This is a genomic window from Nocardioides sp. LS1 (genome assembly GCF_003865225.1).
Classification (GTDB): Bacteria; Actinomycetota; Actinomycetes; order Propionibacteriales; family Nocardioidaceae; genus Nocardioides; species Nocardioides ginsengisegetis.
In genome coordinates, this window is sequence record NZ_BIFF01000007.1 from 286377 (window position 1) to 309765 (window position 23389).

Below are 23389 nucleotides of genomic sequence, written 5' to 3' on the forward strand. Positions count from 1 at the left end.
CCGGTTAACAACCGCTAACCATTCGGGCTAGCATGGGTGCCATGACGTTCGAGTTGTCCCGAGAGCACGAAGAGTTCCGCCGCAGCGTCCGCGAGTTCGCCGAGGCCGAGATCGGCCCGCACGCCGCGCAGTGGGACCGCGACCACCACTTCCCGGTGGACGTGGTGCAGAAGATGGGCAAGCTCGGGCTGTTCGGCCTCACCGCCCCGGAGGAGTACGGCGGCGCCGGCGAGGACGGCGACTTCACCAGCCTCTGCGTCGCGATCGAGGAGATCGGCCGGGTCGACCAGTCGATGGGCATCACGCTGCAGGCCGGCGTCGGCCTGGGCATCAACCCGATCCTGACCTACGGCACGGACGCGCAGAAGCAGCAGTGGCTCCCGGCGCTCGTCGCGGGGGAGCAGCTCGCCGGCTTCGGCCTGACCGAGCCCGGCGCCGGCTCCGACGCGGGCGCCACCAAGACCAAGGCCGAGCTCGTCGGCGACGAGTGGGTCGTCAACGGCTCCAAGCAGTTCATCACCAACTCGGGCTCGGAGATCACCAGCCTCGTCACGGTCACCGCCCGCACCGGCACGCGTGAGGACGGCCGTCCGGAGATCTCCGCGATCATGGTCCCCTCCGACACGCCGGGCTTCACCGCCGAGAAGGCCTACGACAAGCTCGGCTGGCACGCCTCGGACACCCACCCGCTCTCCTTCGAGGACGCCCACGTCCCCGCGGCCAACCTGCTCGGCGAGCAGGGCCGCGGCTACGCGCAGTTCCTCGCCACCCTCGACGACGGCCGGGTCGCGATCTCGGCCCTGTCGGTCGGCTGCATCCAGGCCTGCCTCGACATGTCCCTCCAGTACGCCGGGGAGCGCCAGACGTTCGGCGGCCCGATCGGGCGCAAGCAGGGCGTCGCGTTCCAGATCGCCGACCTCGAGACGATGCTGCACGCCGCTCGCCTGCTGACCTACCGCGCGGCCTCGATGAAGGACGCGGGAGCGCCGTACCAGCAGTTCAAGCAGGCGGCCGCGGTCGCCAAGCTCTACTCCACCGAGTCGGCGGTCACCGCGACCCGGATCGCGACCCAGGTCTTCGGCGGCTACGGCTTCATGGAGGAGTACCCCGTCGCACGCTTCTACCGCGACGCGAAGGTGCTCGAGGTCGGTGAGGGCACCTCCGAGGTGCAGCGGATGCTGATCGCGCGCGGGCTCGGCCTGCCCGTCGAGTGACGGGCCTGACAGATCTCGCAGGCCTCAGCGGCTAGCCTTCACCCCATGGGCAGCCGGTGGCAGCGAGTTCTCGCTGAGGTGGGCCGGTTCCTCGCAGTCGGAGGGCTGGCCACGGCGGTGGCGTTCGTGCTCTTCAACCTGCTGGTGCACGGCTTCAACACCGGCCACCACGCGCTGCTCGCCGACCACGTGATCATCGCCTACGTCGTGGCCAACACCGTCGGCATGGTGATCAGCTACCGCGGCGCCCGCAACTGGGCCTTCCGCGACCGTCCGCCTCGCCAGGCCGACGGTGGCCGGCTGGCCTACGTGGTCATCAACGTGGCCACCATGTCGCTGCCGATCGGGTGCCTGTGGGTCAGCCGCAACCTGCTCGGCCTCGCCGACCCGTTCTCCGACAACATCTCGGCCAACGTGGTCGGCCTGGCGCTCGGTCTCGGGGCGCGGTTCTACCTGTTCCGGACGTTCGTGTTCCGCCGGCCGGTGCACCTGCCGCACCTCTCGCTGCCGCACCACCCGCACACCAACCCGCACGAGGTCTTCGACACCCCGGCCGACGGGCTCCCGCTCAGCGGGACCACAGATCGGTCCACGAGTGGCCGAGTTCAGCCGCCAGCTCCCTGAGCAACGGCAGGCTGACGCCGACCACGTTGTGGTGGTCGCCCTCGATCTCGCGGACGAACGCCCCACCGAGTCCGTCGACGGTGAACGCGCCGGCGACCCACAGCGGCTCGCCGGTGGCGACGTACGCGTGGATCTCCTCGTCGGTCACCTCGGCGAAGTGGACGGTCGTGGAGGCCGTGGCCGCGACGACCTTGCCGGTGGCGGTGTCGTGCAGGCAGTGACCCGTGCGCAGGACGCCGGAGCGACCGCGCATGGCCCGCCAGCGGCGTACGGCGTCGTCGGCGTCGTCGGGCTTGCCGAGCGCGTCGCCGTCGAGCTCGAGGACGGAGTCGCAGCCGAGCACGAGGGCGTCCTCGGGGAGGTCCTCGCGGGCGGCGACCGCGGCGCACTTGAGCTCCGCGAGCTGGAGCGCCAGCTCGGCGGGAGGCAGCCCGTCGAGCTGGGACTCGTCGACGCCGGACACGATCACGACCGGCTCGACGCCGGCGCTGCGCAGCGTGGCCAGCCGGGCGGGGGAGGCCGAGGCCAGGACGAACGTCGTCACCGCAGGCACCTCAGATCCGGGCCAGCGCGGCGGTGAGCGGGTCCAGGCCGAGCGAGCCCAGGTCGAGCGCCGCGCGGTGGAAGGCCTTGAGGTCGAAGGACGAGCCCTGCCGGGCCTTCGCGGCGTCGCGGGCCTCCAGCCAGATCCGCTCGCCGACCTTGTACGACGGAGCCTGGCCGGGCCAGCCGAGGTAGCGCTTGACCTCGAAGTCGATGAACGCCGGGTCCATCTGGCAGTGCTCACCCATGAACTCGCGGCCGAGCGCCGGCGTCCAGGTCTCGCCCGGGTGGAAGCCGAACGGGTTGTCCCGGGGGATCTCCAGCTCGAGGTGCATTCCGATGTCGACGATGACCCGCGCGGCGCGGAAGCTCTGGCCGTCGAGCATGCCGAGCCGGTCGGCGGGGTCGGCGAGGTAGCCGAGGTCGTCCATCAGCCGCTCGGCGTAGAGCGCCCAGCCCTCGCCGTGGCCGCTGCCCCAGCACATCAGCCGCTGCCAGCGGTTGAGCACGTCGCTGCGGTAGGCGGTCTGCGCGACCTGGAGGTGGTGGCCCGGGACGCCCTCGTGGAAGACCGTGGTCACCTCGCGCCAGGGGGCGAAGTCGTCGATGCCGTCGGGCACCGACCACCACATGCGACCGGGGCGCTCGAAGTCCTCGGAGGGGCCGGTGTAGTAGATGCCGCCGTCGTTGGTGGGGGCCAGGCAGCACTCGATCCGGCGGACCGGGTCGGGGATGTCGAAGTGGACGCCCGCCATCTCCTCGATGGTGCGGTCGGCCAGCTGCTGCATCCAGTCGCGGAAGGCCTCGCGGCCGTGGATCCGGCGCGCCGGGTCGGCGTCGAGGTGGGCGACGGCCTCGGCGACCTTCGAGCCCGGCAGGATCCGGTCGGCGGTCGCGTCCATGTCGTCGGCGAGCCGCTTGAGCTCGTCCCAGCCCCACGCGTAGGTCTGCTCGAGGTCGACGGTGGCGCCGAGGAAGTAGCGGCTGGCCAGTGCGTAGTGCTCGCGGCCGACGGCCTCCTTCGCCCGCCCGCGCGGCTCCATCTCGTCCTCGAGGAAGAGCCCGAAGTCGGCGAACGCCCGGGCGGCACCCGCGGCGTGCTGGTCGAGCTGGGCGCGCAGGGCGCCGTCGGTCCCGCTGCGGGCGACGAGACCGGCGAAGAAGTCGCCGCCCTCGCCGGTCTGCCCGGTCCAGTTGCTGATCTGGGTCGCGACCTCGGCGTACTGGCGCGCCGCGGCGACGTTGCCCTTCGAGGCCTCCTCGGCCAGCGTGACCCGGTAGTCCTGCAGGGTCGCGGGGATCGCGGCGAGGCGTCCGTCGATGTTGGCCCACGCCTCCTCGCCCTCGGTCGGCATCAGATCGAAGATCTGGCGGATCTCGTGCAGCCCGCTGGTGAGCACGGAGAAGTCGGCGCGCACCAGCCCGGCCTCCATGCGGTCGACGTCGAGGCCGAGCCGCTCGAGGAACGCGTCGCGGGCCACGGCCTCGCGCTCGTCGACGGGCGTGGTGGCCGTGGCCTCGCCCAGCGCCCGCCGGGTGAGCTCCTCCCGGGCGGCGAAGCCGTCGGGGGAGAGGTCGGTGAGCCGGTCGTCCTGGCCCGGCACCCCGAAGTACGTCGCTGCGAGCGGGTCGAGGGCGGTGTAGTCGTCCACGAATCGGTCGGAGATCGCGTCCACGCGTCGGTCGTTCGTCACGCGGGCGAGCCTACGGGCTGTCACCGGCTGTCGGGCATGATGGCGGCCAGATCCAGCCGGCCCAGTGGGGGGACCACCGCGTGACCGACCGCGTGACCGAGACCGCGTCGCCGCGTCGACGGCTGGCCGTCGTGCTCGTGGGGGTTCTCGTGCTCGCCCTGGTCGCCGGGGCGGGTGCGTTCCTCTTCGCGCGCAGCCACCACCTCGGGCCGTGGCGCCTCGGCGCCCAGGAGGCCAACCCCTTCGCCGAGCGCCCGCAGTACGTCGACCCGAAGTCCCGGGCCGCCCAGGCCGCGGCACAGGCGACCGCCGACGGGGACACCGCCTCGGCGGCGGCCTTCGAGCGGCTCGCGGCCGTCCCCGCGGGCATCTGGCTGACCCCCGAGCAGTACCCACCCGGGCGGGTCGGCGCCTACGTGGCCGAGGTCGTGAGGGCGGCCGAGGCGGCCGGCAACGTCCCGGTGCTCGTCGTCTACGGCATCCCGGACCGCGACTGCAGCGGCCAGTACTCCAGCGGCGGGCTCACCGAGGAGCAGTACGGCCCGTGGGTGCAGGAGATCGCCACCGCCGCGGGTGCCGCCGACCGGATCGCGGTCGTCCTGGAGCCGGACGCCCTGGCCGCGTCGATCGAGTGCCACGACCAGGACCAGCGGGTCCGCCTGATGAAGGACGCCGTGGGCCTGCTGCGCACCGCCGGCGTCACGACGTACGTCGATGCCGGCCACTCCGACTGGGTGCCCGCCGCCGCGGTCGCCCGGCTGCTGGAGCGGTCGGGCGTCGGGAGTGTCCGCGGCTTCGCCACCAACGTGGCCAACTACCAGACCGACGAGGACGAGCGGGCCTACGCCACCCGGATCGCGAAGCTGCTCGGCGGTGCCCACTACGTCATCGATTCCGGCCGCAACGGCAACGGCGCCACGACGAACTGGTGCAACCCGGCCCGTCGGGCGTTCGGCACCGACCCGGGATTCGTGGACGACGGCACCGGCCTCGATGCGTTCCTGTGGGTCAAGCCGCCCGGCGAGAGCGACGGCGACTGCGGGGGCGGACCACCCGCCGGTGAGTTCTGGCCGGAGCGTGCCCTGGAGATGGCCCGGCAGTCCGGGTGGTGAGAAGTTCTCCACAGTTGGGTAACAGGCGGTGCTCAAGTAGCGGTGCCGCGCACGGGGCCCACCCGGCATTGGTTAGCATCCCCCCATGGGAGTGGGGGAGGACTGGGTCGCCGTCATCATCGAGGACGACCCGGACGTGCGCGATCTCATCGACATCGTGCTCACGCAGTCCGGATTCCGGACGGTCGTCACCCAGGACGGCTACGAGGGTGTGGAGGCCGTCCGCGCGCACAACCCCCTGATCACCACGCTGGACGTCAACATGCCGGGCATGGACGGCTTCGCCGCCGCCAAGCGGCTCCGCGAGTTCAGCAACACCTACCTGATCATGATCACCGCGTTGGGCGACGAGATCGACGTCGTGCAGGGCTTCGAGGCCGGCGCCGACGACTACCTCGTCAAGCCCTTCCGTCCGCGCGAGCTCCGGGCCCGTGCCGACTCGATGCTGCGCCGCCCGCGGGCCCGCCAGGAGACCCCCTCCGGCTGGTCCGAGGGAGCCGACGACACCCCCGTCTCGCCCGTCGCCGCGCCGGCCGCCGTCCCGCCGCCTCCGGCACCCGAGCCGGTGAAGGAGGAGTCGTGGGCTGCCCGTGCGGCCCGCGACCTGACGGCCAACGCCCCGCACCGTGCCGCGCCCGCGCCCGTGCAGCAGCCCGTGCAGCCGCCGGTCCCGGAGCCGACCTACCAGCAGCCGCCGGCCCACCAGCCGCCCGCGCAGCCCGTCGCCCCCCGGCCGACCCCTCAGCCGGCGTACGCGTCGCCCGCGCCGGAGCAGGCCTCCCAGCCCACCATGCCCGTGCCGGCCGCCCAGCTGGTGCCGCCCGCCCTGCAGGGCGAGGGCGTGCCGCGCCCCGACGGCTCGTGGGTGCGCTTCAACGGCCTGGCCCTCAACCCGGAGACCCGCGTCGTCACCGTGGGCGGCGGATCGATCGACCTCAACCGCACGGAGTTCGACCTGCTCGCCTCACTCCTCAGCACCGGCCGCCGCGTGCGCAGCAAGGCCGACCTGGTCCTGACGATGCGCGGCCAGCAGTACGTCACGTCCTACTTCGTCAACGAGGCGGACAAGCGCTCCGTCGAGGTCCACATCGCCAGCATGCGCCGCAAGCTGAACGACAACGACCAGAACCCGCGCTTCATCGAGACCGTGCGCGGCGTCGGCTACCGCCTCGCCGAGCCCGTCTGACCGACTCGATCAGTTGGCGTCGACCGGGATCGACGCGACCGAGGTCCGCTTCTTCGACTCGAAGATCGCGATCGGCACGGTCTGCTTGATCTCCCGGCGCGAGAAGTGCGCGGAGCCGGGGGCGTCCTGGACCCAGACCACGGCGGTGAACATCAGGTCCAGCCCGCGGGTGTCCAGCGACGTCGCCCTGATCCGTTGGTTGCGGAGCTCGAAGGCGCCCTTGGGCGAGGTGATGATCATGCCGTAGCGCGTGGTGACCGGCTCGGGGTCGAAGGTGATGTCCTTGGCGACCGCGTCGAGCCGGTAGGGGTGCTGGGTCCTGCCGCCGCCGGTGGTGATGGTCTTCGACGTGACGGCGATGTGCTCGAGGTAGACCTTGCGCTTCGTGGCGAACCGGTCGCGCAGCTTCCGGTTGAGGTCGTAGGCCTGGAAGGTGAATGAGAAGAACTTGTTGCCCCGCGGGTACCACTCGTTCGTGCGCGGCGTCGACTTGGTCGGGTAGAGCGTGTAGACGAAGTCCATCCCGTCGATCCGGATGTGCGACTGGAAGGTGCCGTCGCGCGTGAACTGCGAGTCGTACGGCGTGGGCGTGGCCGACGGGAGCGCCGAGCTGGCGGCCACGGGCTCGGGCCCGGTCAGGTCGTTGACGACCGAGCAGCCGGACGCACCGAGGCTCAGGAGCAGGACACTGGCGGCGGCGATGCCGAGGCGCGCGCGGGGCATGGAGGGCTCCTGGGAGAGTCGGGGGGTCATGCCTTGAAGCCGCGGTAGCGCTTCATGGCCTTCATGATCATCCAGCAGGTCTGCAGGATGGTGATGACGCCGAGGATCGGCCAGCCGACGGCCAGGATGTCGGAGCGGGTCTGGATCGGGACGAACCGCCAGCCCACGGCCGCGCCGGCGAAGAAGACGGCGAGGGCGGCGAACGGGTAGAGCCACGCGGTGCCCTTGCCGCGCTCGGCCTTGGCCTGGGCGGCCCAGTTGTCGGTCTGCTGCCGGCTGAAGAACTTCAGCCAGGCGCGGACGAAGTGGCCCATCCGGATCAGCATGTAGAGCTCGGCCGGGAACACCAGCAGGGCGAAGAGATAGTCGCGCCTGTTGCGGAACTCCATCGAGTGCGCGACCCGGAAGTTCAGCCACACCGCCGCGGCCGGCGGGACCAGCCACCACGCCCGGAACACGAAGGCGTGGATCGACAGGGCGCCGAAGAGCAGCAGGAAGAACATCAGGCGGGTGGTCATGTTGATGACCATCGACATGTGCTCGAACCAGCGCAGGCGGAGGTTGGGGTGGAACGGCTGGCCCTTGGTGTCGCCGCGCTGGCCGGGCCACATCAGGTCGATGGCGCCGAAGTTCCACTTGACCTGCTGGGCGTCGAGCGAGCGGAGGGTGGTCATGCCGCCGACGTGGGCGCGGGCCCGGGCGGAGATCTTGGTGAGGTAGCCGGCGCTCTTGATCTGCAGCGAGAGCAGGGAGTCCTCGACCTCGCTGTCGTTGACCCAGGGGGTGCGCTGGTGGCTGTCGCGCAGCACGTCGCGGAGCGCCTGGGTGGCGAAGATGGAGAACTGGCCGCCGAGGACCGCCATGTTGCGGCCCTTGAGCATGTTCTGCATGTTGAACGCCGAGAACTGCGCGCGCTGGCCGGCGATGAGAAACTTCGCGACCGGCCCGTCGATCGCCGAGTCGTCGATGGAGTAGATCGCGGAGATGCCGCCGATCCGGTCGTCGCTGGCGATCTCGTTGACGAGGTGCTCGACGGCGTCCGGCTCGGGGGTGGTGTCGCCGTCGACGCCCAGGACGTAGTCCATGTGCTCGACCAGGCTGTAGCCGTAGTTGAGCGCGCCGACCTTCTTGTCGGGGTTCTTGCCGATGTCGTGGACGTAGATGATCGTGTTCTGCTCGCCGAGCTCGGTCGTCCGCGTGTGCGGGCCGGCGTAGTGGCTGGCGATCTCCACGGAGTCGTCGGAGGTGTTGTTGACGATCAGGTGGATGACGTCGGGCAGCCGGGTCTGCTGGAGCAGTGAGTCGAGCACGCCCGCGATGGTCTCGGCCTCGTTGTAGGCCGGGATGATGCAGCCGACGGTGGGGCGGTACGTCGGGGAGCTGGCCAGCTCGTCGAGGAACTGGTCCGCGTAGGCGGCCAGGTGCGGGTCGGGCGTGCGCAGGTAGGCGTCCTCGCCCATCCCGGGCGGCGCGAGCTGCGGCCCCCGGTCGTACCGCGTCTCGTTCGCGTCCACGCTCTGATCTCCTCATCGACGCCCGGCCGTCCACGGTCGGAGCTCGTGGACACGAGTCTGCTGGGGCGACCTCAAGGGTCACCTCAACAAAAACGCAAGTTTCACGGTCATTATCCGCAAGCGGCGACCGCGCGGCCGGGTTTCCCGAGCGTCAGCGGGGCATGCCGCTGGAGCGCCAGCCACCGGGGCCGTGCGCGAAGGACGGCCGTACCTTGCGGTGGTGGGCCTGCCACTCCGGCGTACGGCGCTCCCGCGGCGCCTCCGCGCCGCCCAGCGAGGCGAAGACCGCGACGATCGCGGCGATCTCCTCGGGGGTGGCGTCGGCGTTGACGACCCGCAGCAGCGGTGCGGAAGTCGAAACCCCCAGTGCCTCCTGGGCGCTGGCGGGCGTCGGGTCCGTGGGTGGTGTCATCGACCCGTCACTTCTTTCCTCCTCCGCTGCGCTCCCCCGAAAAGAACTGACGGGTCGATGGGCATCCCGCCGTTCGGGGGACGCTTCGCGCCCCCGCTCACAGCGGGATGTTCCCGTGCTTCTTGGGCGGCAGCGTCTCCCTCTTGGAGCGCAGCAGCCGCAGCGAGCGGACGATCTCGACCCGGGTCTCGTGGGGGGAGATGACGGCGTCGATGTAGCCGCGCTCGGCCGCGATGTAGGGGTTGGCCAGGGTGGTGTCGTACTCGTCGATCAGCTCGGCCCGCTTGGCCTCGACCATCTCGGGGGTGCCACCCTCCTTCTCGATCTTGGCCAGGGTCTTGCGGTGCACGATGTTGGCCGCGCCCTGGGCGCCCATGACGGCGATCTGGGCGGTGGGCCAGGCGACGTTGATGTCGGCGCCGAGGTGCTTGGAGCCCATCACGTCGTAGGCGCCGCCGTAGGCCTTGCGGGTGATGATCGTGACCAGCGGGACGGTGGCCTCGGCGTAGGCGTAGATCAGCTTGGCGCCGCGGCGGATGATGCCGTTCCACTCCTGGTCGGTGCCGGGCAGGAAGCCGGGCACGTCGACGAACGTCAGGACCGGGATGTTGAAGGCGTCGCAGGTCCGCACGAACCGCGCGGCCTTCTCGGAGGCGTCGATGTCCAGGGTGCCGGCGAACTGCATCGGCTGGTTGGCCACGATGCCGACCGAGCGGCCCTCGACCCGGCCGAAGCCGATGAGGATGTTGGGCGCGAACAGCGGCTGGACCTCGAGGAACTCCTGGTCGTCCAGGACGGTCTCGATCACGGTGTGCATGTCGTAGGGCTGGTTGGGGGAGTCCGGGATCAGGACGTCGAGCTCGCGGTCGAGGTCGGAGAAGTCGGTGTCGGCCTCGTCGTCGTAGGTCGGGGGCTCGTCGAGGTTGTTCTGCGGCAGGTAGGACAGCAGCGCCTTGACGTACTCGATCGCGTCGGCCTCGTCGGCGCCCATGTAGTGGGCGTTGCCGGACTTGGTGTTGTGCGTGCGCGCGCCGCCGAGGTCCTCCATCGAGACGTCCTCGCCGGTGACGGTCTTGATGACGTCGGGTCCGGTGATGAACATGTTGGAGGTGCCGTCGACCATGATCGTGAAGTCGGTGACCGCGGGGGAGTAGACGTGCCCGCCGGCGCAGGAGCCCATGATCATCGAGATCTGGGGGATGACGCCCGAGGCATGCACGTTGCGGCGGAAGATCTCGCCGTACAGGCCGAGCGAGACCACGCCCTCCTGGATGCGGGCGCCGGCGCCCTCGTTGATGCCGATGATCGGGCAGCCGGTCTTCATCGCCAGGTCCATGACCTTGGTGATCTTCTCGCCGTAGACCTCACCCAGCGAGCCGCCGAAGACGGTGAAGTCCTGGGAGAACACGCACACCTGACGGCCGTCGATGGTGCCGTAGCCGGTCACCACGCCGTCGCCGTAGGGGCGGGTCTTCTCCAGGCCGAACGCCGTGGAGCGGTGCCGCGCCAGCTCGTCGAGCTCGACGAACGAGCCCTCGTCGAAGAGCTGCTCGATGCGCTCGCGGGCCGTCTGGCGGCCCTTGGCGTGCTGCTTCTCGACAGCCTTCGCCGATCCCGCGTGGACGGCCTCGTCGAGGCGTCGCTCGAGATCCGCGAGCTTGCCCGCGGTGGTGTGGATGTCGATGTCCGCGGGAACTTCGGTGCCCTCGCCCGGTGCTGCACTCACGTGATGTGGCCTCCTCGTCGACTCGTGGGCCAATGTAGTGCCCGTGACCGATGACCTCGCCGCACGCCCACCCCTCGACAGCCGACGCCTCGCCGACGGCGCCCCCGACTTCGACGTGGAGGTGGTCCCCGAGGCCGCCTCCACCAACGCGATCCTGGCCGACCGCGCCCGTGAGGGTGCCGCGGAGGGGCTGGTCGTCGTGGCCGAGCACCAGACCGCCGGTCGCGGCCGCCTCGACCGCACGTGGGACACCCCGGCGCGCGCAGCCCTGACGTTCTCGGTGCTGCTCCGCCCCACCGTCGTGGTCGCCGAGTGGCCCTGGCTGCCGCTGCTCACCGGCCTGGCCGTCTCGACCGCCGTCACCGCGGCCGGTGTCGAGGCGGGGCTGAAGTGGCCCAACGACGTGCTCGTCGACGACCTCAAGGTCGCCGGCATCCTGCTGGAGCGGGTCGAGACCCCGACCGGCGCGGCCGCCGTCGTCGGGATCGGCCTGAACGTCAGCACCACCGCCGAAGAGCTTCCCGTCGACACCGCCACCTCGCTGGCCCTGGCCAGTGGCGGCGCCTTCGACCGGACGGATCTGCTCATCGGCCTGCTGGGCCGGCTGCGCCAGCAGTACGACGCGTGGCAGGCGGCGGGCTCGACGGTGCTGCGGCCGGCGTACGAGGCCGCCTGCGTGACCGTCGGCCGGGACGTCAGGGTCGACCTGCCGGGAGGCCGGACGCTGACCGGGCGGGCCACCGGCGTCGACGACGCGGGCCGTCTCGTGGTGGCCGGAGCGGATGGTGAGACTGCCGTCGGCGCGGGTGACGTGATCCATGTGCGGGCGGTCGATCAGTGACATGATTCCGGCGTGGCCATCTCGCAGAAACTGCTCAATGACGGCGAGTCCGTCGTCATCAGCACCCGCACCCACCCCAAGGCACTGCTCGCGCCGCTCCTGTGGCTCGTCCTGATCCTCGCGGTGGTGGTGTTCGCCAACGTGAAGATCGACAACGACGTCGCCGGGTACGTCGCGTGGGGCATCGGCGCGGTGCTGGTCGTCTGGCTGGTGCTGCCGCCGGTCATCCGCTGGCTGAGCGCGTCCTACACCATCACCAACCGCCGCCTGATCACTCGCACCGGCGTGCTCGTGCGCAAGGGCCACGACATCCCGCTGTCGCGGATCAGCGACGTGGCCTACGAGCTCGGGCTGGTCGACCGGATGCTCGGCTGCGGCACGCTGGTCATCAGCGACGCCAGCACGAACGGGCGGGTCTCGCTGCCCGACATCCCGCACGTCGAGGAGACCCAGCGCCGCCTCAACCAGCTCCTGCACGACCTCAACGACCCGACGGGACACCATGACGGCACCTGAGCCGACGCCGTCCCGGGACCAGCTCGAACGCGCCATCCTCGGCGAGCAGCCGGTCTTCAACGCCCAGGAGGTCTCGCGCGAGACCGGCGTGACCGTCCCGGAGACGCAACGGCTCTGGCGCGCGCTCGGCTTCCCCGAGCACGGTGCCGAGACCGCGTTCACCGCGTCCGACGTCGAGGCCGTGCGCACCCTGCAGGGTGTCGTGACGTCCGGGCTGATCGACTTCGACATGGCGGTCAACCTGACCCGGGCCGTCGGCCAGACGATGGCCCGCCTCGCCGACTGGGAGACCGCCTCGCTGGTCCAGCGGGTCGAGGAGCTCGAGAGCGGGGACCAGGCGACCGGGAGCCGGGTCGGGTCGGCCCTCCGGTTCATCGAGGAGTTCGGCGAGCCGTTCGAGCAGCTGCTCCTCTACGCGTGGCGGCGACACCTGGCGGCCGCCGTCGCCCGGATGGAGGCCCTCGGTGCCAACGAGGAGGACCTCCACACCACGCACATCACCGTCGGCTTCGCCGACATCGTGAGCTTCACGGCGCTGTCCAACCAGATCACCGAGGAGCGGATCGGCGACCTCGTCGAGCTCTTCGAGTCCCGCTGCGCCGACGTGGTCGCCATCCAGCGCGGCCGGATCATCAAGAGCATCGGCGACTCGGTGCTCTTCGTGAACGACGACCCGATCCGGGCCTACGACACCGCCGAGGGGATCATCAACGTCGTCGGCCGCGACTCCCGGATGCCCGACGTCCGGGTCGGCCTGGCCAGTGGCTCGGTGGTGATGCGGCTGGGCGACGTCTTCGGCCCGCCGGTCAACCTCGCAGCCCGGCTCACCGCCGTGGCCCGGCGCAACCGCGTGATCATCGACGCGGCCACCGCGGAGGCCCTCCCGGAGGACCAGTTCGAGACCCGACTGCTGCCCGCGCGACCGGTCCGGGGCTTCGGGATCGTGGAGCCGGTCGCCGTACGCCGCCACTGAGGGCGGCTCGATCTGGTCTCGAACTGGTACGGAAAAGGTTGGGGATTTTACTCAATTAGCCTCCGCGCCTGCCGATGCGTTCCTACCTTGTCCTTGTGTTTCAGGTCCAGGACATCAAGGTCGACCCCGACAGCCGCCGTGCCTGGCGTGGGGACGACGAGATCGTCCTGTCCCGCAAGGAGTTCGACCTGGTGCTCGCGCTGATCTCGCGCGCCGGCGACATCGTGACCCGCGACGAGCTGATGCGCGACGTCTGGCACACGACGTTCTGGACCTCGTCCAAGACCATCGACGTGCACCTCGGCTGGGTCCGCCGCAAGCTCGGCGACGACAGTCGCCGGCCGCACCTGATCACCACGATCCGCGGCAAGGGGCTGCGCTTCGAGAAGGGTGACGGCGGCCGCCGCGCGGACGGCCACTAGCCTTTCCCCGTGCCCGAGCTCGCTCCGACCCTTGCCGTCATCGGTGGCGGCCAGCTCGCCCGGATGATGGCGCAGCCCGCGATCGCCCTGGGCCTGCCGCTCCGGCTGCTGGCCGAGGCCGAGGGCGTCTCCGCCGCCCAGGTCATCCCCGACCACCTCGTCGGCGACTACACCGACCTCGAGACGCTGCGGAAGGTGACCGACGGCTGCGCGGTGGTCACCTTCGACCACGAGCACGTCCCGACCGACCACCTGCACGCGCTCGAGGACTCCGGCGTCGCCGTACGTCCCGGGCCCGAGGCGCTGGTGCACGCCCAGGACAAGGGCGTGATGCGCGAGCGGCTCGCCGGTCTCGGCGTGCCCTGCCCGCGCAACGCGATCGTCACCACCGTTGCCGAGGTGGAGGCCTTCGGCTTCCCGTGCGTGCTCAAGACGACCCGGGGCGGGTACGACGGCAAGGGGGTCTGGTTCGTCCGCTCGGCCGACGACTGCGGCGACGCCTTCGCGACCGCCGCCGCCTCGGGCGTGCGGATCCTCGCCGAGGAGCTCGTCGACTTCCGGCGCGAGCTGTCCGCGCTGGTGGCCCGCTCGCCGAGCGGCCAGGCCGCGGCGTACCCCGTCGTCGCCTCCACCCAGACCGACGGCATCTGCCGCGAGGTCGTGGCCCCCGCGCCCGACCTGTCGCCCGAGCTGGCCGGGCAGGCGCAGGAGATCGCGCTGCGCGTCGCCGGGGCCCTCGGCGTCACCGGCATCCTCGCGGTCGAGATGTTCGAGACCAACGACGGACGCGTGCTCGTCAACGAGCTCGCCATGCGCCCGCACAACACCGGCCACTGGACGCAGGACGGCGCGGTCACCTCGCAGTTCGAGAACCACCTCCGTGCGGTGATGGACCTGCCACTCGGCTCGCCGGCGCCGCGCGCCCGCTGGACCGTGATGGTCAACATCCTCGGTGGACCCGACGCCTCGGTCGGCCGCCTGTACGACGGCTTCCCGCACGCCCTGGCGCGCGACCCCCACCTGCGCGTGCACCTCTACGGCAAGGAGCTGCGCCCCGGCCGCAAGGTCGGCCACGTCAACGCCTACGGCGACGATCTCGAGGACTGCCTGGAGCGGGCGCGGCACGCCGCCGCCTGGTTCGCCGGCGACCTCGGCAACGAGAGCGAGTGACCATGTCTGATTCGTCGGTCGAGCGTGCCGGGACCCCCCGGGTGGGCGTCGTGATGGGCTCCGATTCCGACTGGCCGGTGATGAAGGCTGCCGGCGAGGCGCTGGCGGAGTTCGACATCGCCTTCGAGGCCGACGTGGTCTCCGCGCACCGGATGCCCGACGAGATGCTGGCCTACGGCCGCGACGCCGCCGGCCGCGGGATCTCGGTGATCATCGCGGGCGCCGGGGGAGCGGCCCACCTGCCCGGCATGCTCGCGGCCGTCACCCCGCTGCCGGTGATCGGCGTGCCGGTCCCGCTCAAGCACCTCGACGGCATGGACTCGCTGCTCTCCATCGTGCAGATGCCCGCCGGCGTCCCCGTCGCGACCGTCGCTGTCGGCAATGCCCGCAACGCCGGCCTGCTCGCCGTCCGCATCCTCGCCGCGACCGACCCGGCCCTGCAGCAGCGGATGGTCGACTTCCAGGCCGACCTCCGCACCGCCGCCCAGGAGAAGGGCGCGGTCGTGCGCAGCGACTCCGCCCCGCGCAAGCTCGGTTTCTAGTCCCCGCGCACACGACCGCGCAACGACTTGGTCTGCCCCCGCTGCTTCTTCGCCTCGAGCCTCCGACGCTGCGAGCCCCGCGTGGGCTTGGTGGGCCGTCGGGGCGGTGGCGGGGGAGCGAGCGCGGTCCGGAGCAGGTCGGCGAGCCGCTCGCGCGCCGCGACCCGGTTGCGGTGCTGGGAGCGGTGCTCGGAGGCGACCACCACGACCCGGCCGTCGACCAACTGTCCGCCGAGGCGACGCAGGGCCCGCGACCGCTGGTGGTCGGACAGCGCCGAGGAGCCGAGGACGTCGTAGACGAGCTCGACCCGGCTGTCGGTGGTGTTGACCGACTGCCCGCCCGGCCCCGCGGACTTCGAGAACCGCTCGACCAGCTCGGCGGCCGGGATCGTCAGGCCCTGCGGCAGGCCCGGTCCGGGAGCGACGGCGAGGTCGTCGCCGGGGCGGCTCACGCCCGCCGTCGGCGCCACTCGATGGCCGGACAGGCGTCCATGACCATCGGGACGCCGGCCTCGGCCGTGCGCAGGAAGGCGTCCTCGTCGATCACGCCGAGCTGGAACCACACGGCCCGCGCGCCGACCGCCACGGCCTGCTCGGCGTACTCGCCCGCCGCCTCGCTGCGCCGGAACACGTCGACCACGTCGATGGGGAACGGCACGTCGGCGAGCGACGCGTAGCCCTGCTCGCCGAGCACGACGGGCGCGGTCGGATGGATCGGCACGATGCGTTTGCCGCGCCGCTGCAGCAGTGCCGCGATCTCGTACGCCGTGCGGTCGGGGTTGCCCGACAGCCCGACGACCGCCCACGTCTCGCAGTCGTCGAGCATGAACCGGACGTGCTCCGCGTCCTGCCACTCAGCCATGCCCCCAGAGTAGGGCTCGCCGACGGCCGGCCATCTTGCGGAAGACTTGCCGAATTCTTGCCACACCCTTGGGAACCGTCCCGCATGCTTGGTCGAGTTGCGCCGAATCCACACATGGGGCCGGACTCGCCGGTTAGCGTGACGTGATTGCTACTGGGAGGTAGCGACACCTTGAGTGCTCGGGAGGGAGCATCCAGATGAAGATTTCTGCTATTTCGAAGCGCCTGGCGACCGTCGGTGTCGCCACTGCTCTCGCCGCGGGCGCCATGGTTGGGGCGACGGCCACCTCGGCCAGCGCCGTGACCGGTGCCAACACCTACACCTGCGCCGTCCCGACCGCCGGCAACGTGCCGTTCCCGGTCAACGTCAGCATCCCCAACCTCGACAACGTCAACAGCCTGCCGGCTGGTTTCGGTGTCGCCGAGGGCCTGCTCAACCTGGGCGCCGACCACGCCATCGACCTGGCCATCGGCGTTCCGGCCGCGCTGGTCCCGACCCTGTCGGGCCTCGGCGTGACCGGCCTGTCCTCGCCGGACATGGGCTTCGGCTTCGGCTCGCAGTCCGTCCCGGTCTCCGGCCTGACGCTCACGGGGCTCGTCCCGCAGGGTGACGGCTCGGCCATCATCAACGCCATCGGCACCAACGGCGCCTTCACGGCGCCCGAGGCCGGCACCTACGACGTCACGATGCCGTCCGCGTTCACGATGGTGCTCGCCACCACGGCTCTGGGCGCTGTCCCGATCCCGTGCTCCACGGCGGACACCCCGGCCACGCTGAAGTCGATCGAGGTCACCAAGAACGACTCGGTCACCACGGCCAAGCCGGTCAAGGCCACCGTCGCCAAGGGCACCCAGGCCGTCGTGAAGTCGGCTGTCACCGGCGGCTTCAACACCGCCACCGGCAAGGTCGTCGCGATCAGCGGCGGCAAGAAGGTCGGCACCGGAACGCTCAATTCGCTCGGCAAGGCGAAGTTCAAGCTCGCCAAGATGGGCGTGGGCAGCCACAAGGTCCTCGTCAAGTACCTCGGCGACGGCTACCGCAACGTCAGCAAGGCCAAGGTCTTCACCATCAAGGTCGTCAAGTGACCTTGGCGTGAGCGCCTGAGCACCACGCGAACAACCCTGGACGCCCGTCCGGTGCCCCGTGCACCGGGCGGGCGTTCGGCGTCCCGTTACCCGGAAGTAGGATTCGGCCCATGAGCGCTGACTTCCCCCTCTACGCACTCTCCGAGGAGCACCAGGCGATCCGCGAGGCGGTGCGCGCGGTCTGCGACGCGAAGGTGGCGCCGTACGCCGCCGACGTCGACGAGAACGCCCGCTACCCCCAGGAGGCGCACGACGCGCTCCTGGCGGCGGACTTCCACGCCCCCCACGTGCCCGAGGAGTACGGCGGTGCCGGGGCCGACGCGCTCGCGACCGTGATCGTGATCGAGGAGGTCGCCCGCGCCTGCGTGTCGTCCAGCCTGATCCCGGCGGTCAACAAGCTGGGCTCGCTCCCGGTGCAGATCTCCGGCTCGGAGGAGCTCAAGAAGCACTACCTCGGCAAGCTCGCCGCCGGTGAGGGCGGCTTCTCCTACTGCCTGTCCGAGCCCGACGCCGGCTCGGACGCGGTGTCGATGAAGACCAAGGCCGTCCGCGACGGGGACCACTGGGTCCTCAACGGCGTGAAGCGGTGGATCACCAACGCCGGCGTCTCGGAGTACTACACCGTCATGGCCGTGACCGACCCCGAGAAGCGTTCCAAGGGCATCTCCGCTTTCGTGGTGGAGAAGTCGGATGAGGGTATCTCCTTCGGGGCGCCGGAGAAGAAGCTCGGCATCAAGGGCTCCCCGACCCGCGAGGTCTACCTCGACAACGTGCGGATCCCGGCCGACCGGATGATCGGCGCCGAGGGCACCGGCTTCGAGACCGCGATGAAGACCCTCGACCACACCCGCGTGACCATCGCCGCCCAGGCGGTCGGCGTCGCGCAGGGCGCGCTGGACTACGCGCTGGGCTACGCCAAGGAGCGCAAGCAGTTCGGCAAGTCGATCGCGGAGTTCCAGGGACTGCAGTTCCTGCTGGCCGACATGGGCATGAAGGTCGAGGCCGCGCGGCAGATGACCTACGCCGCGGCCGGCCGCTCCGAGCGGGGCGACGCGGACCTGACGTTCTTCGGCGCCGCCGCCAAGTGCTTCGCCTCGGACGTGGCGATGGAGGTCACCACCAACGCGGTGCAGGTGCTGGGTGGCTACGGCTACACCCGCGAGTACCCCGTCGAGCGGATGATGCGCGACGCCAAGATCACGCAGATCTACGAGGGCACCAACCAGGTCCAGCGGATCGTGATGGCCCGCCAGCTCCTCGCCGGGATCCAGTCCGAGCTCTGACGCCCGGTCGGGCCGCCCTCAGGTCGCCGGACACGCCGACACGTAGGGCCGGTCGCCGAAGCTGGCTCGCCACTCCTCGGCCGACAGCTGCCGGCCCGCCATCCGGCAGGCGGCGTCGACCGCGTGCTGGGGGTCGAGGTCCCACGTCCACGCGCTGCCGGTCGAGGGGTCGAGGATGCGGGCCGAGCCGCCGTCCGGCAGGAACGCCGAGGCCAGATAGGGGCGCCCTTCCACGGCGACGCTCGCCAGCGGGGACACGGTCCGCACGTCCCACAGCGTCACGGAGCCGTCGAAGCTCGACGTGAGCAGCTGGGTGCTGTCCGGCGAGAAGCTCGCCTGGCCGGGGATGCCGCCGTGGCCCGGCCCCGGCGGACGCACCGGCCGGCCGGACTCCAGGTCGAGGACCAGGACCTGCCCGGCAGCGCCGGTCGGTCCGGCCTCCTCCGAGCCGGTGCCGCCGGTGACGGCGGCGTACCGCCCGTCGGGGGAGACCGCCAGCCAGAAGCTGTACCGCAGCCCCAGCGGCCCCTCGCGGACCACGGAGCCGGACTCGAGGTCGAGCAGCGCCCACCGGGTGTTCTGCTGGCTCCAGAAGACGTTCGGCCCCGGCCCGCCGATGAGGACGACCGCCGTGCGGTCGTCGGGGCGCATGGCCACCCAGGACACGCTCTCGCCGACCTCGATCGGCCGCCCCACCGGCGCCAGGGTCTCGCCGTCCAGCAGGCTGACCCGACCCGAGAGCTCGGCCACGGCCAGGCGGGAGCCGTCGGGGGAGAAGGCGATCTCGGTGACCTTGCCGCTGCTGACCCGCGTGCTCCGGGCCCGGTGCCCGCTGGCGATGTCCCAGACGATGAGGTCCTTGCCGGTCGCGGTGGCGTAGTGCTCGCCGTCCGGGTGCCAAGCGCCCACGGTGTGCCGGTAGCCCGGCTGCATCGGGATCTCCGAGGTGGCGCCGGTGACGTAGTCGCGGAAGCTCCAGGCGTCCCCCGTGAGCACCGTCGACCAGCGCCCTCCCGGCGCCAGCACGCCCCACCCGCTGGGCGCCGGCGTCGGCAGGTCCACGACGGGGAGGTACTGCCGGTGGCCTGCGAGGTCCCACTGCCGCAGCAGCTCGCCGCCGGCGGCCGCAGCGAAGAGGTAGGAGCCGTCGGCCGCGAAGTCCACCGACCCGCCGTTGCCCCGGTCGAGGGTGAACTCGGCCTGCACCGAGGGTCGGTCGTGCGCGATGTCCCACTCGGTCACGATCCGGTCGCCCCAGCAGATCCCGAGCAGTGAGCGACGGTCCGGCGAGATCCGCAGGTCGACCAGGGTGCCGCTCGAGGGCAGGGTCGACAGGGTCCGGCCCGTCCGGGTGTCGACGAGCTCGGCGCCCCAGTCCCGGATGCCCGCCAGTACGTCGGGGTCGCGGGTGACGGTCAGGCTGGTCAGCGGCGATCCTCCGTGGTCCACGACGGTGGCCGCACCGGTGCGGAGGTCGTGCCGGGTCAGGGGATCGCTGGTCCACAGCGTCCCGCCGTCGTCGCTGAGCGCGACCGACGGGCCGTCGACGGCCGGGACGCGAACGGTGATCGGGGGCCGGCTGCTCGCGACGTCCCACACCATCGCGCGCGTCGCCACGGGCACGAGTCCGGTGCCCTCGACGCGGCTGCGCTGCAGGGCGACCGCCAGCCGGCTGCCGTCGGCGCTGAACCCCAGGTCGCGGACCTCCCAGCCCCGGTCGGGCAGCCCGCGGAGCCGGTCCGTGGGCGCCAGGGTGCGGGCGTCGAGGAGCTCGGCGGCCGGCCCCACGTTGGCGGTCGCGCCGACGGCCAGCAGCGTGCTGTCGGGGCTGAAGGCGAGCAGGCGCCGTCCCCACTTGCGGCTCCACTCGATCCGCGGGACACCGGCCTGGTGCTCGGCGACGAACGCGCCGGTGCCCGCGTCGTACAGGCGCACGAGGCGGGCCTCGTCGAGGGTCGCGACCGACCGGCCGTCCGGGCTCGTGGCGACCTCCAGGATCTGGTCGCCCTCGCGCAGCGGGGTCGAGGCGATCAGCCGGGGGTTGCGCCCCATCGCGGCGAGTAGGCTGCTGCGGGTGTCGGGGGAGTCGTGCAGCGCGACGCCGCTCAGCGCGAGCAGGAGCGACTCGTCGATGTCGTCGCTCACCAGGGCAGCCGCACCGGCCCGGCGCGCGACCGCGGTCGTCTCGGCGTCGGTGGCGGCCACGGAGCTCTCGTCGGCGCTCCGCTTCTGCTGGACGGCCAGCATGCCGGCCACCACGGCCAGCACGGTCACGACGACGGCGCCCGTCAGCACCCCGCGCAGGCGGTGGATCAGCCGGGCCTGCACGCGGGCCCGCTCGGCCGCGGACTGCTCCTCGAGCTCGGCCACCCGCCGGCCGGCGTCGAGGAACTCCTCCTCGGTGGCGGTCAGGGTGCTGCGGCTGCGGGCCTGCCACTCGACGGCGCGCGCCAGTCGCACCCCGCGGTAGAGCTCGCTGTCGGGCCGCCCGAGGGAGTCCCAGGCGTCGGCGGCGGCAGTGAGGTGGTGCAGGATCCGCTGGCCGTCGACGTCGTCGTCGAGCCAGGCGCGCAGCCGGGGCCAGGCCCGGGCGAGCGCCTCGTGGGTGATCTCGAGGATGCCGTCGTCGCTGGTGACCAGACGGGCCGCCACGAGCATCTCGATGAGGCGCTCGTGCTCGTCGTCGGTGGCGACCTGCCGGCGCGGCACCCGGCTGCGCACCGGCTCGCCCTCGCTGCCCGCGGCCACCAGCCGCAGCACCAGGTCGCGCAGCAGGTGTCGGCGACCCGCGCCGACCTGGGCGTAGAGGCGCTCGGCCGACTGCGCCACCGCACCGTGGATGCCGCCGGTCGACTGGTAGCCCGCGACCGTGAGCGTGTGGCCCTCCCGGCGCTTCCAGGTCTCCAGCAGCGCGTGCGCCAGCAGCGGCAGAGCTCCCGGGTCGTCACGCACCTCGCGGACCAGCAGGTCCACCAGCCCGGGCTCGAGGAGCAGCCCCGCCTGGCGCGCCGGGCCCTCGATCGCCGCCCGGAGCCCGTCGTCGTCCAGCCCGCCGAGGAGGTGCAGGCCGCGCTCGACGAGCCGGCCGAACGACGGGTGCGAGGCGACGTCAGCCAGCCGATCGGCCCGCAGGGCGATCGCGACGGTGCCGGTGGTCGCCTCGTGCACGAGCGCGGCGAGGAACTCGTGCCGCTCGGCCGGGTCGGCGCACAGGGTGAAGACCTCCTCGCACTGGTCGACGAGCAGCACCGGTCGCCGTCCGCCGGCCGCAGTCACCGCCGTGAGGGCCTGCATCGGGTGCTCCCTGGGCGTGAGCACGACCACGGTCTGGCCCTGCCGGCGCAGCGCCGCACCGATCCCGGCCCGCAGCAGCGACGACTTGCCGCAGCCGGACGGCCCGACCAGCGCCACGGTGGAGGTACGCCGCAGCACGTCCAGGCACGCGGCCACGTCGTCGTCGCGCCCGAAGAACGAGTCGGCGTCGCCGACGTCGTACGCCATCAGGCCCTGGTAGGGGCAGGCCTCGTCGCCCGCCGGGAGGGCGTCGTCGACGAGCAGCGACGCGTCCTGCCGCAGGATCGCCTGCTCCAGGGCGGCCAGGTCGGGGCTCGGGTCGATGCCGAGCTGCTCGGCCAGCAGCACCTTGACCTGGTGGATCGTCCGGAGCGCCTCGCCCTGGCGTCCGGCGAGGTACTGCCCGTAGGCGAGCAGCGCCCACCGGCGCTCGCGCAGCGGCGCGGCCCGCACCAGCGACTGGCACTCCGCGAGCACCTCGCGGTGCCGACCGGCCCGCATGAGCGCGTCCACCCGGAGCTCCTCGGCCTCGAGGAGCAGCTCGCCCAGCCGTGCGGCCTCGGCGGTCGCCGGGTCCCATCCCTCGACGTCGGTGAACGGGTCGCCGCGCCAGAGCGCCAGCGCCTCGCCCAGGACGTACGCCGCACGGTCGGCCTCGCCGAGCGTCAGCAGCTCGCGCCCCCGCTCGACGAGCACCTCGAAGCGGCGGGCGTCCACGTCGTCCGCGGACAGCCGCAGCAGGTAGCCACCGGGGGAGGTCTGGATGGCGTCCGGCCCGAGTGCCTTGCGCAGCCGCACGATGCAGCCCTGCAGGATCTTCGTCCCCGACGGCGGCACCGTGTCGCCCCAGAGCGCGTCCTTGAGCTGGTCGGCGGTCACCGGCCGGTCACCACCCGTGGCCAGGGCGGCGAGGACCACCCGGTCGCGGGGGCTCAACCGCGGCTGGCCGTCGACGGTCAGGGGACCGAGGACCGTGATGCCCACCCGTCCAGAGTCGCAGGTTCCCGGGGGCCGTCAACCCGCCCGATACCGGGTCGATACCGCACGGCAGCCGGTCCGGAACCGGCTGCTGCGACACCGGTGGCATGCCCGGGGCAACCGGCCCCGCCCCACCGAGGAGATCCGCCATGAACCACCACACCACCACCCGCCGCAACCGCCGCTGGAGCTGGACCTCCGCTGCCGCGGGAGCTGCCGCCGCGGCGATCACCGCCGTGCTGGCCGGATCCTTCTCCGGCTCGCCGGCCGCGGCGATCCCCGTCGAGCCGAGCACGCCCCCGCCCGTGACCGCCCCCCTCGACCCCACCCACTGCCCGTCCCTCCCCGACCCCCGCTTCGTCGGCGGCCCCTGGGCGCACACCGTCCCGGGCTGCCCGCAGGTGTCGCAGTGGTGGAAGCACGTGCAGCACCGGTGAGCTCAGGGTGTCGCCCGCTTCGCGGGCGGGTTGCCGCTGCGCGGGGCAGCCTCCCCGGGACAGTCTCGGCGCGGGGTGGTGGGGCCGGACGGTCGCTCCCACGTCGACGACGCGAGTCCCTATGCTCGCCGCGTCGCCGCCACGGCGTGGTTTCCTGCCGGGCCGCCGCTGGGCGGCGCCGCGCCTCCCTTTGACGGGACCTCGCATCGTCGCCGCGTGCGCGCCCGCCCGTCCCCAC

Annotated in this window: 22 protein-coding genes; 13 read left to right on the forward strand and 9 right to left on the reverse strand. The window is 72.0% G+C overall.

From position 1 onward, the window contains the following. The first annotated feature begins 41 nt into the window (after positions 1–41). Positions 42–1214 carry an acyl-CoA dehydrogenase family protein gene (locus EJF31_RS21270; RefSeq protein WP_125039182.1) on the forward strand — a complete coding sequence of 391 codons (1173 nt, stop codon included), beginning with the start codon at positions 42–44 and terminating at the stop codon, positions 1212–1214. A 45-nt stretch (positions 1215–1259) separates the two neighbouring features. Then, positions 1260–1838, forward strand: coding sequence for a GtrA family protein (locus tag EJF31_RS21275; protein ID WP_125039183.1), 579 nt, complete (start codon positions 1260–1262; stop codon positions 1836–1838). Here the strand turns inward: EJF31_RS21275 and EJF31_RS21280 are convergent. Both EJF31_RS21280 and EJF31_RS21285 read right to left on the reverse strand, forming a co-directional pair. Then, positions 1783–2382: a nucleoside triphosphate pyrophosphatase gene (locus tag EJF31_RS21280; RefSeq protein ID WP_125039184.1), complete on the reverse strand. Its 600-nt coding sequence runs from the start codon at positions 2380–2382 to the stop codon at positions 1783–1785. The genes EJF31_RS21275 and EJF31_RS21280 overlap by 56 nt on opposite strands. A gap of 10 nt (positions 2383–2392) precedes the next feature. Next, positions 2393–4075, reverse strand: coding sequence for a DUF885 domain-containing protein (locus EJF31_RS21285; RefSeq protein ID WP_221767691.1), 1683 nt, complete (start codon positions 4073–4075; stop codon positions 2393–2395). 80 nt (positions 4076–4155) lie between these two features. Here EJF31_RS21285 and EJF31_RS21290 point away from each other — a divergent pair, with 80 nt between their 5' ends. Both EJF31_RS21290 and EJF31_RS21295 read left to right on the forward strand, forming a co-directional pair. Then, entirely contained in the window at positions 4156–5187 is a 1032-nt protein-coding gene (locus EJF31_RS21290) for a glycoside hydrolase family 6 protein (RefSeq protein ID WP_185736378.1), read from the forward strand. A gap of 85 nt (positions 5188–5272) precedes the next feature. Next, on the forward strand, positions 5273–6373 hold the full coding sequence (locus tag EJF31_RS21295; RefSeq protein ID WP_125039186.1) for a response regulator transcription factor: 1101 nt from the start codon (positions 5273–5275) through the stop codon (positions 6371–6373). Positions 6374–6382: 9 nt separating this feature from the next. Here EJF31_RS21295 and EJF31_RS21300 read toward each other — a convergent pair whose 3' ends face one another. From EJF31_RS21300 to EJF31_RS21315, 4 genes are all read right to left on the reverse strand, one after another. Continuing rightward, the gene (locus EJF31_RS21300) at positions 6383–7096 is read right to left on the reverse strand and encodes a hypothetical protein (RefSeq protein ID WP_125039187.1); all 714 of its coding nucleotides are present in this window, start codon (positions 7094–7096) and stop codon (positions 6383–6385) included. Between the two features lie 26 nt (positions 7097–7122). Beyond that, a complete protein-coding gene (locus tag EJF31_RS21305) occupies positions 7123–8610 on the reverse strand; it encodes a glycosyltransferase family 2 protein (RefSeq protein WP_260431003.1) in 1488 nt (495 codons plus the stop codon). A 151-nt stretch (positions 8611–8761) separates the two neighbouring features. Further along, positions 8762–9022 carry an acyl-CoA carboxylase subunit epsilon gene (locus EJF31_RS21310; protein ID WP_125039188.1) on the reverse strand — a complete coding sequence of 87 codons (261 nt, stop codon included), beginning with the start codon at positions 9020–9022 and terminating at the stop codon, positions 8762–8764. Between the two features lie 97 nt (positions 9023–9119). After that, positions 9120–10748, reverse strand: coding sequence for an acyl-CoA carboxylase subunit beta (locus tag EJF31_RS21315; RefSeq protein WP_125039189.1), 1629 nt, complete (start codon positions 10746–10748; stop codon positions 9120–9122). A 43-nt stretch (positions 10749–10791) separates the two neighbouring features. On the opposite strand from EJF31_RS21315, the gene EJF31_RS21320 reads away from it, so the two are divergent. The 6 genes from EJF31_RS21320 (at position 10792) to purE (ending at position 15212) form a co-directional block, all read left to right on the forward strand. Continuing rightward, positions 10792–11589, forward strand: a complete 798-nt coding sequence (locus EJF31_RS21320) for a biotin--[acetyl-CoA-carboxylase] ligase (protein ID WP_125039190.1) — start codon at positions 10792–10794, stop codon at positions 11587–11589. A 12-nt stretch (positions 11590–11601) separates the two neighbouring features. Continuing rightward, on the forward strand, positions 11602–12105 hold the full coding sequence (locus EJF31_RS21325) for a PH domain-containing protein (protein ID WP_125039191.1): 504 nt from the start codon (positions 11602–11604) through the stop codon (positions 12103–12105). Next, positions 12092–13078: an adenylate/guanylate cyclase domain-containing protein gene (locus tag EJF31_RS21330; protein WP_125039192.1), complete on the forward strand. Its 987-nt coding sequence runs from the start codon at positions 12092–12094 to the stop codon at positions 13076–13078. The genes EJF31_RS21325 and EJF31_RS21330 overlap by 14 nt, the downstream gene beginning before the upstream one ends. A 95-nt stretch (positions 13079–13173) precedes the next feature. After that, positions 13174–13500 carry a winged helix-turn-helix domain-containing protein gene (locus tag EJF31_RS21335; protein ID WP_125039193.1) on the forward strand — a complete coding sequence of 109 codons (327 nt, stop codon included), beginning with the start codon at positions 13174–13176 and terminating at the stop codon, positions 13498–13500. Between the two features lie 9 nt (positions 13501–13509). Further along, positions 13510–14670, forward strand: a complete 1161-nt coding sequence (locus EJF31_RS21340) for a 5-(carboxyamino)imidazole ribonucleotide synthase (RefSeq protein ID WP_125039194.1) — start codon at positions 13510–13512, stop codon at positions 14668–14670. A gap of 2 nt (positions 14671–14672) precedes the next feature. Further along, complete coding sequence (gene purE, locus EJF31_RS21345) at positions 14673–15212, forward strand: 5-(carboxyamino)imidazole ribonucleotide mutase (protein ID WP_125039195.1); 540 nt, start codon at positions 14673–14675, stop codon at positions 15210–15212. Here purE and arfB read toward each other — a convergent pair. Beyond that, entirely contained in the window at positions 15209–15664 is a 456-nt protein-coding gene (gene arfB / locus EJF31_RS21350) for an alternative ribosome rescue aminoacyl-tRNA hydrolase ArfB (protein ID WP_125039196.1), read from the reverse strand. The two genes, purE and arfB, sit on opposite strands and share 4 nt — an antisense overlap. Further along, entirely contained in the window at positions 15661–16074 is a 414-nt protein-coding gene (locus EJF31_RS21355; RefSeq protein ID WP_125039197.1) for a CoA-binding protein, read from the reverse strand. Before EJF31_RS21355 ends, arfB begins: the two co-directional genes overlap by 4 nt. 197 nt (positions 16075–16271) lie before the next feature. Between EJF31_RS21355 and EJF31_RS21360 the strand changes: the two genes are divergently transcribed. Continuing rightward, a complete protein-coding gene (locus EJF31_RS21360) occupies positions 16272–17159 on the forward strand; it encodes an Ig-like domain-containing protein (protein WP_125039198.1) in 888 nt (295 codons plus the stop codon). A 110-nt stretch (positions 17160–17269) separates the two neighbouring features. Beyond that, positions 17270–18442, forward strand: coding sequence for an acyl-CoA dehydrogenase family protein (locus tag EJF31_RS21365; RefSeq protein WP_125039199.1), 1173 nt, complete (start codon positions 17270–17272; stop codon positions 18440–18442). Between the two features lie 18 nt (positions 18443–18460). Here EJF31_RS21365 and EJF31_RS21370 read toward each other — a convergent pair whose 3' ends face one another. Next, positions 18461–22720 carry a BTAD domain-containing putative transcriptional regulator gene (locus EJF31_RS21370; RefSeq protein WP_125039200.1) on the reverse strand — a complete coding sequence of 1420 codons (4260 nt, stop codon included), beginning with the start codon at positions 22718–22720 and terminating at the stop codon, positions 18461–18463. Between the two features lie 143 nt (positions 22721–22863). Between EJF31_RS21370 and EJF31_RS21375 the strand changes: the two genes are divergently transcribed. After that, positions 22864–23151, forward strand: a complete 288-nt coding sequence (locus tag EJF31_RS21375; RefSeq protein WP_125039201.1) for a hypothetical protein — start codon at positions 22864–22866, stop codon at positions 23149–23151. The last annotated feature ends 238 nt before the right edge of the window (positions 23152–23389 follow it).

Bases quoted from the DNA above. Each gene is read 5' to 3' on its own strand.
- EJF31_RS21270 (WP_125039182.1), top strand. From the start codon at position 42: ATGACGTTCGAGTTGTCCCGAGAGCACGAAGAGTTCCGCCGCAGCGTC.
- purE (WP_125039195.1), top strand. From the start codon at position 14,673: ATGTCTGATTCGTCGGTCGAGCGTGCCGGGACCCCCCGGGTGGGCGTC.
- EJF31_RS21295 (WP_125039186.1), top strand. From the start codon at position 5,273: ATGGGAGTGGGGGAGGACTGGGTCGCCGTCATCATCGAGGACGACCCG.
- EJF31_RS21375 (WP_125039201.1), top strand. From the start codon at position 22,864: ATGAACCACCACACCACCACCCGCCGCAACCGCCGCTGGAGCTGGACC.
- EJF31_RS21365 (WP_125039199.1), top strand. From the start codon at position 17,270: ATGAGCGCTGACTTCCCCCTCTACGCACTCTCCGAGGAGCACCAGGCG.
- EJF31_RS21330 (WP_125039192.1), top strand. From the start codon at position 12,092: ATGACGGCACCTGAGCCGACGCCGTCCCGGGACCAGCTCGAACGCGCC.
- EJF31_RS21310 (WP_125039188.1), bottom strand. From the start codon at position 9,022: ATGACACCACCCACGGACCCGACGCCCGCCAGCGCCCAGGAGGCACTG.
- EJF31_RS21360 (WP_125039198.1), top strand. From the start codon at position 16,272: ATGAAGATTTCTGCTATTTCGAAGCGCCTGGCGACCGTCGGTGTCGCC.
- EJF31_RS21300 (WP_125039187.1), bottom strand. From the start codon at position 7,096: ATGCCCCGCGCGCGCCTCGGCATCGCCGCCGCCAGTGTCCTGCTCCTG.
- EJF31_RS21275 (WP_125039183.1), top strand. From the start codon at position 1,260: ATGGGCAGCCGGTGGCAGCGAGTTCTCGCTGAGGTGGGCCGGTTCCTC.
- EJF31_RS21355 (WP_125039197.1), bottom strand. From the start codon at position 16,074: ATGGCTGAGTGGCAGGACGCGGAGCACGTCCGGTTCATGCTCGACGAC.